This is a genomic window from Actinoplanes sp. TFC3 (genome assembly GCF_001553785.1).
GTDB lineage: Bacteria > Actinomycetota > Actinomycetes > Mycobacteriales > Micromonosporaceae > Actinoplanes.
On sequence record NZ_LOJP01000001.1, the window covers coordinates 246,471 to 255,459 of the forward strand.

Consider the following 8,989-nt stretch of genomic DNA (forward strand, 5'->3'; position numbering starts at 1 on the left):
GGGCGTGTCCGCCGGGCACGCCCCACCCCGCCGGACACGCCCAGACCCGCCGGGCACGCCCCGCCTCGCCGGACACGAAGGTGGGCGGCCCCGGCAAAGCTCCGTGCTGAGCTGGCCTTTCTCCTAGCGTGAAACGGTGCACGATCAATTCGAGGATGCCTGGAACGCCTTGACCGACGCCCAGCGGTCCCTCCTGCTTGAGCAACGGCACATCCGCCCGGTGCCCGAACCCGTGGCCGGCGTTCTCGTCGCGCTTGGGCTTAGCCTCGAACCTCAGCCCGGCCTGTTCCCAGCCCCGGCGCACTGGCCGCCGGGTTTCGTGGATTTCCTCGACGACAAGGCCGCAATCACCGACGAGGACCCGGACTGCGAGTAGGACCGGCGCGCGATTTTATCAATGTCAATCTCGACGGGGAGTCGCTCTGAGCGCCGGCCCGCGGTTCCACCACAGCGACAAACCCACCCCGCCCAGCACCAGCACCACCGCTCCCAGCACGAACCACACGGAGATCTCCACGTCCTGCTTGTGCAGGCCGAACTCCTTGGGCAGGTCGCTGAGCACGTTGTTGAGCTGGTCCGCGTCCTCGGCCCGGAAGTAGCGTCCGCCGGTCAGGTCGGCCACCGAGGTCAGCGCTTCCTCGTCGATCTGCTGGTTACGGCCGCCGCCGAAGCCGCCGCCGCCGCGGGGGGCCCGGCCGCCGAACATGTTGTCGCCGCTTACCTGGTCGGGGGTGCAGACCATCTGGGCCGGCTCGGTAGTGCCGAAGCCGATGGTGAAGACCCGTACGCGCCGGGCGGCGGCCTGCTGAGCCGCAGTCACCGGGTCGACGCCGGTGCTGTTGGCGCCGTCGGTGAGGACGACGATGGTGTCGGGCTGGTAGTCGCCAACTGTGCCGGATGGGGTGTCGCCAAGGTCCACGCCGGTGGCGGCGACGTTCGGGTTGTTCTCGGCGATGGCGTCCAGCGACGTCAGGATGGCCTGCCCGATAGCGGTGCCGCGGGCGGTTTTCAAGGTGTCCATGGCGTCCAGCAGCGCGTCCTTGTCGGTGGTCGGCGCGACCAGGAGGCCAGCTACGCCGGAGAACGCGACCAGCCCGATTTTCGTACCGCCGTCTTGGGCCTTGATGAAGTCCCGCGCGGCGTCGGTGGCGACTGCCATGCGGTTGGGTGACACGTCGGTGGTGCACATCGAGCCCGAGACGTCGATGGCCAGCAGGATGGACGTGTTGTTAGCCGGGACGTTCACCGACGCCTGCGGGCGGGCCAGGCCGAGGGAGAGCGCGAACAGCCCGGCCAGGAACAAGTAGACCGGGATCTTGCGGCGCCACGCGCTGCGGCCGGGGACTGCGGCTTTGATCAGCGCGATGCTCGACACGGTGATGGCCGAGCGTTTGCGGCGCCGGTTCAGCCACCAGCGGGCCGCCACGATCAGCGGCACGACCAGCAGCGCGAGCAGAGCCCACGGCCAGCTGAACGACATCAGACGATCCTTCCGTGCCAGCGCAGCCCCAGCAGAGCGCCCAAGGCCAGCAACAGCAGGGCGGCCCCGGCGAACGGCGCGGTCAGCTCGACCGGCTTATTCTCGGTGGTCAGGCGCAGGTCGATGGCGTCGGTGGTGCCGGCCAGGGCGGCTGCGTCGCCGGCTGGGTGGTACGCGCCGCCGGTGGCTTGGGCGACCGCGGTGAGCAGGGATTCGTCGAGGGCGGTGCTGAGCTGGTAGCCGTCAACTTCGACGGTGGCGCCTTTTGCAGTGCCAACCCCAACAGTCTGAATCCGTACGCCCGCAGCCGCCGACAACTCAGCCGCAGCTTGCGCGTCGGGGCCACCGGTTTCCTGCCCGTCGGAGAACACGACAATCGTGGCGGAGGGCCAGTAGCCGAGCTCGTTCGTGGTCGGCGTGGAACCGTCCCCGGGCAGGCTGACCGGTTTGCCGGTGATGGTGCCGAGCGCGACGAGGATCGCCTGCCCGAGCGAGGTGCCACCACCCGGGGACAGCCGGTTGATCGCCGCGGCCGCGAGCGTGTGGTCCTCGGTCGGTGCCTGGGTCAGCAACGCCTGGTCACCGAAGAGCATGACGCCGACGTCGACGCTGTCCGGCTGCTTGTCCACGAAGTCCACGGCGGCGGATTTGGCAGCGGCGAGCCTGCTCGGGGACACGTCGGTGGCCGACATGCTGTTGGAGACGTCGAACGCCAGCACGACTGTGCCCGACACCCGAGGCACGGCCACCTCGGCCTGCGGACGGGCCAGACCGACGAGCAAAATCAGCAAGGCAACGGCCATGAGGACGTACGGAAGGTGCCGCCGCAGGCCCCCGCCGGTGAGCTGGCCAAAACCCGCAGCCGTGAGCGCCGCCGATCTTTGCCGCTGCAACAGCACATAGCCGGCCACCGCGGCCCCGGTGAGCAGCACGGCGAGCACGAGCAGAAGGGGATAGCGAAAGCTCACCGGCGCCTCCGTCCGGAGCTGCGGACCATGCCGAGCAGCGCGCCCAGCAGGTCCTGATCGGTGGTGATCCGGTGCGCGTCCACCCTGGCGCGGCGCATGCCCTCGGCCACCTCGTCCTCGCGGGCCCCCACCTGCGTGGCCAGGCGACCGCGCAGCAGCGGATCACTGGTGTCGACGAGCAACTGCTCACCGGTTTCCGCGTCCTCGACCAGGATCAGCCCCAGATCGGGCAGGTCCAGCTCGGCCGGGTCGACAACGCGGATCACCACCACCTCGTGGCGATGGGTGAGCAGGCCCAGCGGCTTGTCCCAGCCGGGATCGCCGATGAAATCCGACATGACGAAGATCAGGCTGCGCCGGCGTGACGTGGTGGTAGCGGCGAGCTTGAGCATGGCGGCCAGGTCGGTGGTCGCGCCCTTGCCGGTGGCCGGTTCGCGCAGGAGCTCGTGGGTGATGCGCAGGATCTGGTCGCGCCCGGCGCGGGGCGGGATGACTTTGTGCGTGCTGTTGTCGTACAGGATGGCTCCGACGCGGTTTCCGCCCTGCGCAACCAACCGTCCCAGGCTGACCGCCAGATCCGTCGCAACCGATTCCTTGCCCGATTCTCGCCCGAAGCGCATCGACGCCGAACGGTCGACCACCAGCCACGCGGTGAGCTCGCGATCCTCGGTGTACTGACGCACAAACGGCTCGTCCAGGCGGGCGGTCACGTTCCAGTCGATGTGCCGGACATCGTCCTCCGCGGTGTAGGCGCGCAGGTCGGTGAAGTCCAGGCCGGTGCCGTGCCACACCGTTCGGTAGGCGCCCTGCAGCCGTCCGTCGAGGCGGCGGCCGAGGCGCCACTCCAGGCGTCGCAGCAGCCGGTCCGGGGCCGTGACCATGCTCAACGGCCTCGGCCGGCGGGTTCGGGAACCGACAGGTTGGCCAGGATCTTCGACAGGATCATGTCCGCGGTCACTTCGTCGGAAAGTGCCTCATACGAAAGAACAAGACGATGCCGGAGTACGTCCAAAGCAAGATCGGACAAGTCCTCCGGTACGACATACTCGCGCCCGCGGATGTAAGCCAGCGCGCGCCCGGCCAGGACCAGGCTGATCGACGATCGGGGGCTGGCGCCGAAGGTGACGTACCGGGCGAGGTCGGTCAGCCCCACCCGGCCCGGTTCCCGGCTGGCGTGCGCGAGCTGCACCGCGTACTCGATCAGCGACGGGTCCACGTACACCCGGTCGGCCTCCTGCTGCAGCGCGACCAGCGTCTCCGGATCGATGATCCGCTGAATCACCGCCGCCGGCGCGAGTGCCCGCTCGACCACCACGAACTCCTCGGTGGCACTCGGATAACCGATGACAACCTTCATCATGAACCGGTCGACCTGCGCCTCGGGCAGCGGATAGGTGCCCTCCGACTCGATCGGGTTCTGGGTGGCCATGACCAGGAAAGGGTTCGGCACCTTGTGCGTCTCGCGCCCAATGGTCACCTGGCGTTCCTGCATGACCTCGAGCAGCGCGCTCTGCACCTTCGCCGGGGCCCGGTTGATCTCGTCGGCCAGCAGCAGGTTGGTGAACACCGGACCCAGCGACACCTGGAACTCGCCGGTGGGCTGGTGGTAGACCCGGGTGCCGAGAATGTCAGCGGGCACCAGGTCCGGGGTGAACTGCACCCGGTGGAAGTCCCCGCCGATCGCCTCGGCCAGCGACTTGACCGCCAACGTCTTGGCCAGCCCCGGCACGCCCTCAACCAGGATGTGCCCGCGCGCCAGCAGCGCCACGATCAGCCGCTCCAGCAGGGGATCCTGGCCCACGATGGTCTTCTTGACCTCGTAGAGCACCTTCTCGACCGGCCCGGCGGAGGCGGGCGGGGATCCGGCTTCGCTCCAGTTCAACGTTGCTCCTCTTTCGGATCACGCGCCCGCTTGTGGGATTTCGCGGCCGCTTCTTGGTTTCGCGGCCGCTTCACAGCGGCGGGTTCTGGCCGTTGCCCTCGCCGGCGCCGAGGGCGGAACCGATCGGCACGGCGAACCCGATGCCGATGAACGTGCCGGCATCGGTCGGGTTGGCCAGCGACACCACGATGCCGACCACCTGACCGCGATCGTTTATGAGCGGGCCGCCCGAGCTGCCCGGGTTGACCGCCGCGTCGAACTGGATGAGCCCGGCCGCGTTCTCGGACTTCTGGGCGTTGAGCGAGCGGTCCAGCCCCGACACCACCCCGCTGCTGGTGCTCATGGTCAGCCCGAGCGGGTTGCCGATCGCCACCACGGTGTCGCCTACCGCCGGGCCGCCACCGAGCACCGCCGGCACCACGGTTTCGGGTAGCTGCTGCGGACTGAGGGTGGCGATGTCATTCACCTTGTCCGAGCTGGCCACCTTAGCCGCGGCCGTGGTCCCGTCGGTGTAGCTGACCCGGATCGCGGTGGCCCCGTCAACGACGTGGAACGCGGTCAAAATGGTGCCGTCCGCGTTGGCGATGACGCCGGTGCCGATCGCGAATTCCGCCATGCTCTTGGCCGAGGTGGAGGTGCCGTTGCGGGTGGTCTCGATCCGTACGACCGAGGGGATCAGGGCCTGGTAGATGTCGGCGGTGCTCACCGGTCCGTCCGAGGCGCTGGGGGCGGCGGCGGGAACGGGGGCTGTGGACGTACCCGGAGAGTTGTCACGCCCAGTGAGCACGACGGCGGTGATCGCCACCGCCCACACCGCAACCACCGCCACCAGCACCCGCCGCCGCAGCGCCGGAGTGTTCCACCGAGGCCTCGGCGCGGCCGGCTCGCCTTCCCCGGGCGTGATCTCCCCGGGCGTGATCTCCCCAGGCTTGATCTCCCTGGGCTTGATCTTGCCCTGCGCCGGGGCCGGATCGGGATCCGACCGCAGCACCTCCATCACGGGACGCTCCATTCTCCGAGCGTAGGAGCGTTTTCTCAAAACTAGTTGTGAGTCGCCCGCCTACTTGGCGCGTTGTCCCACGGTTCGGGCTCGGGCATTTGCCGCCACCACCAACCTTGCCCGGGCGAAACGGGCAGGCCGTAGCGCTGGGTGAGCAGTTCGGGGGTGACGGTCTTGGTGTGGGCACGGAAGACGGCGTCGATGCGGGCGAGGGCGGCCGCGACAGCCGTGGCGAAGGCCCGGGTCAGGGTCGCAAATTCCCCAACCAGCCCTTCATCGAGGTACGGCCACGGCACCCCGATCACGTTGAGGAAATTGACCACAGGTAGCGGGAGCTCTTCCATCGGTGTGCCTCCTCAGGCAGGCACACGAGCGAAAGCGCAATACCGGGTCAGTTGAATCTCGGCGGTTACGCGATCGGCCGGCGAGGCAATTCCTCACCGGCCGACGTCCTGCGGATCAGTTGATGCGGCTGAACGACAGTCCCGTGGTGTAGGTGGCGATGTCGCTGGCGCTGGTGATGTACAGCCGGTACAGCGCGGGGTTCACGACGTGGTAGGTGAACACCTTGTCGCCGGGGCCGGCGGGGGCCGTGAATACGGTGTCCCACTGGCCGGTCTGGTTCATCTTGCGAACCTCGGCGACAACCTCCGTACCGTCCGGGACGTCCACACAGAACGAGAACATCTCATCACCCTCGTTCCAGAAGTAGGCCCACGGCACACTTTCGTACCCGGCCTTGACGAGACCCTTCGTGGTGACATTTTGGTACGTGGTGCAGTCGGCGGAGGCCTGGGCGCCGGACGTGCTGGGGGCGGCAGCCGCGGGCGCTGCGAGCAGGGCTGCGCCGGCGACGGTGCCGAGGGTGGTGGCGAGAAGCTTTCGGGCAGACATCGCGATCCTTCCATCGATAAGCACTTGCCAGCCGATGGTCAGCCAGTGATGGTTGTAGCTACAACTAAACTGCCCAGGTGGATAGTTATCGTTGCCCGTCAATGCCCTTCGCTGGGAGCCGGCTGTGCGACACCGATCAGTGGACCAAGCCGCCCATCAACGGGTCGGTGATGCTGTCCTTGCCGTTCTCGAGGTGCCCAGCCACCCGGTAGGTCGCGTCCGAGCCGGTCGTGACCTCCAGGCTGTACCAGCCCCGGGTACGCACGACGTGCCAGGACCGCTGCTCTCTCGCCCCCGCCCGCAAGGACAACGTGGTACGACCCGAGGTGTACAAATCCCGAACCGTCACCTGCAACCGGCTCGCACCCCCGTTCACCAACGTCACCGTCACCTTCTCGCCGCGCAGGTCGTAGTCGGTGCGCAAACCCAGCCCGGCAGCCGCCCGAGGACCGCTACGGAACTCCCGGTAGAAGCCGTTGGGGCCGTGCACCGACAGGTCATACCCCTGCGTCGCAGGCCAGGTGCCGCTCAGCGACTTGCCCGGCTCGACGGTGTAGCTGCGCGGGTCCTCGCCGGTGCCGATCGCGCGGGCCTGGAAGACCGCGGTGGCCCGGCCGGTGTTGCGGAACGTCACGGTCAAGGTCCCGCCGGTCACCGAGGCGTCGGCATGCAGCGTGTACGGCAGAGCGCGCGCGGGGCGGACACCCTGCTCCTGGCGGGGCAGCTTTTGGTTTGCCGGGGGCACGGGAACCGCGTCGGGGTGCCGTACCAAATCATCGGGCTTGAAATCGTCGGTGCCGGGCAAGCTGACCGGGCGGGAACGGTTCGGGGTCTTGAAATCGAAGGCGCTGGTCAGATCGCCGGTCACCGCGCGCCGCCACGGGGTGATGTTCGATTCGTGGACGCCGAAACGGGCCTCGAGGAAACGGATCAGCGACGTGTGATCGAACATCTGAGAATTGACCCAGCCGCCGCGTGTCCATGGTGACACAACCACCATCGGAACGCGCAATCCAAGGCCATACGGGCCAGCCGGATTGGTTGCGCTGCCCGGGTAGATCTCATTCGTTTTCGGGACGGTGGAGACGCCCGGGGTCGGTGGCGCCAAGTGGTCGAAGAAACCACCCTCTTCGTCGTACGTGATGAAGAGCGCCATTTTGCTCCACACCTCGGGATGCGCGGCCAGAATGTCAATCACCTGCGACACATACCAGGCTCCGAAAGCCGGCTCCCAGTTCGGATGCTCGGTGTACGCCTCGGGTGCGACAATCCAGGAAACCGCAGGCAGTTGCCCCGATTCGACGTCGCGCCGGAAGTCGCTGAGCAGCGCTTCGGGATCGCGGCCATGCGCGCTGATATTGGTGCCGGTCTTGGCGCGATCGGCGAGCGGAGTGCCCGGAGCGGCATTCTGGTACTGGTGGAAATATAACAAAGAATTGTCGCCGTAGTTACCGATGAACGGATCCTGCGTCCAGCCCCACGACCCGGCCGCGGTCAGTCCCGTGCCGGCATCCTGATAGACCTTCCATGGAATTCCGGCGCTTTCCAGCCTTTCCGGGTACGTCGACCAGTCATACCCGGCCTCGGCGTTCGTAATAACCGGGCCGCCGCCGGTACCATCGTTACCGACCCAGCCGGTCCACATGTGATAGCGGTTCGGGTCGGTCGGGCCGAGCAGCGAACAATGGTAGTTGTCGCAAACCGTGAAGGCGTCGGCCAGCGCGTACTGGTAAGGCAGGTCCTTGCGATTGTGATAGGTCATCGTCGTGACGCCCTTGTTGGGAACAAACTGGTTGTGCCAGCCGTTGTTCCAGGCGGCGTGACCGTCGTTCCACCCGTGCGGCGGGTCGGGCAGGAAGGTCCGCCCCAGATCCGGCACATCCGGGCGGAACGGCAACAGATCCGGCCCGCTGGCCTGCGGCTGATGCCACACCGGCTGCCCCAGCGGGGTACGCATCGGATGCGGGTCGGCGAACCCGCGAACCCCCCGCAGCGAGCCGAAATAGTGGTCGAACGACCGGTTCTCCTGCATTAGGAAAATCACGTGCTCAACATCGGCGAGCGAGCCAGTCCGATGATTCGCCGGAATAGCGAGCGCCTTGCTGAGATCCAACGGAATCGCCGCAGCGGCGGCCGGCAGCCCTGCCATGCGCAAGAAGGTCCGGCGATCGACGGTAGCCATGGCGGAAAGCTAGCGGCCCGAGATGGACAACAGTTGACATAGAGGTGCTACCTTGTAGTCAGCCCCGGCAGTGGGCGGCGGATGCCATGCGAATGGAGACGCTGCGCCTGGGGTGGGTTCCCCCCTTCACCGAGTTCGTGCGTGCCCAAGTTGTTGATGCAGGCCCGAGTTCGTCGGGTCTTGAGTTCGTTGAGCCCTCAGCCGGTGCGGGCTGCAGGTTCGTCCGGGCCCTTGCTTCTCTGCGGCCTGGGGATGTTCGGGCTGCGCGGCCCGGGTTTCATCGGGCGTCACGTAGCGATCGCCCATGCGTGGCCTGAAAGCGGCCCGGAGGCCGCCCAGCGCGGAGCCGTCCCGGTCCGGCGCCGGCCCGGCGTCGAAGCGGCCCGGAAGCGGGCGCGCCGACCGACCTCAGGCGCCGCGGAACCGGTGGGTGGCAGGGATCTTTCAGATCCGCCCCACCCAAAGTCCGCTCGGGCTTCCCCTCCCTGCGTCAGCCAAGACCAGGCCGCCCAAGCCGAGCCATTCGCGCCGGCCATTGCCTCGGCCGCTCGCATCCCCCACCCACCGCATCCCCCACCCACAT

At 67.8% G+C, this 8,989-nt stretch carries 9 protein-coding genes; 1 reads left to right on the top strand and 8 read right to left on the bottom strand.

Going from position 1 to position 8,989, the window contains the following annotated elements:
* Positions 1-136: 136 nt before the first annotated feature.
* The gene (locus tag TFC3_RS01125) at positions 137-376 is read left to right on the top strand and encodes a hypothetical protein (RefSeq protein ID WP_067494353.1); all 240 of its coding nucleotides are present in this window, start codon (positions 137-139) and stop codon (positions 374-376) included.
* A 24-nt stretch (positions 377-400) separates the two neighbouring features.
* Here the strand turns inward: TFC3_RS01125 and TFC3_RS01130 are convergent, their stop codons facing one another.
* The 8 genes from TFC3_RS01130 to TFC3_RS01165 form a co-directional block, all read right to left on the bottom strand.
* Complete coding sequence (locus tag TFC3_RS01130; RefSeq protein ID WP_067494356.1) at positions 401-1,480, bottom strand: VWA domain-containing protein; 1,080 nt, start codon at positions 1,478-1,480, stop codon at positions 401-403.
* Positions 1,480-2,448, bottom strand: a complete 969-nt coding sequence (locus tag TFC3_RS01135; protein ID WP_067494360.1) for a VWA domain-containing protein — start codon at positions 2,446-2,448, stop codon at positions 1,480-1,482. Before TFC3_RS01135 ends, TFC3_RS01130 begins: the two co-directional genes overlap by 1 nt.
* A complete protein-coding gene (locus tag TFC3_RS01140) occupies positions 2,445-3,329 on the bottom strand; it encodes a DUF58 domain-containing protein (protein WP_067494363.1) in 885 nt (294 codons plus the stop codon). The genes TFC3_RS01135 and TFC3_RS01140 overlap by 4 nt, the downstream gene beginning before the upstream one ends.
* Before the next feature lie 2 nt (positions 3,330-3,331).
* On the bottom strand, positions 3,332-4,330 hold the full coding sequence (locus tag TFC3_RS01145) for a MoxR family ATPase (protein WP_067494366.1): 999 nt from the start codon (positions 4,328-4,330) through the stop codon (positions 3,332-3,334).
* Positions 4,331-4,400: 70 nt separating this feature from the next.
* The gene (locus tag TFC3_RS01150; protein WP_236717922.1) at positions 4,401-5,342 is read right to left on the bottom strand and encodes a S1C family serine protease; all 942 of its coding nucleotides are present in this window, start codon (positions 5,340-5,342) and stop codon (positions 4,401-4,403) included.
* A gap of 29 nt (positions 5,343-5,371) precedes the next feature.
* On the bottom strand, positions 5,372-5,674 hold the full coding sequence (locus tag TFC3_RS01155) for a hypothetical protein (RefSeq protein WP_153040058.1): 303 nt from the start codon (positions 5,672-5,674) through the stop codon (positions 5,372-5,374).
* A 115-nt stretch (positions 5,675-5,789) separates the two neighbouring features.
* Positions 5,790-6,224: a hypothetical protein gene (locus tag TFC3_RS01160; RefSeq protein ID WP_067494372.1), complete on the bottom strand. Its 435-nt coding sequence runs from the start codon at positions 6,222-6,224 to the stop codon at positions 5,790-5,792.
* Positions 6,225-6,360: 136 nt separating this feature from the next.
* A complete protein-coding gene (locus tag TFC3_RS01165; protein ID WP_067494375.1) occupies positions 6,361-8,406 on the bottom strand; it encodes a phosphocholine-specific phospholipase C in 2,046 nt (681 codons plus the stop codon).
* Positions 8,407-8,989 lie beyond the last annotated feature (583 nt).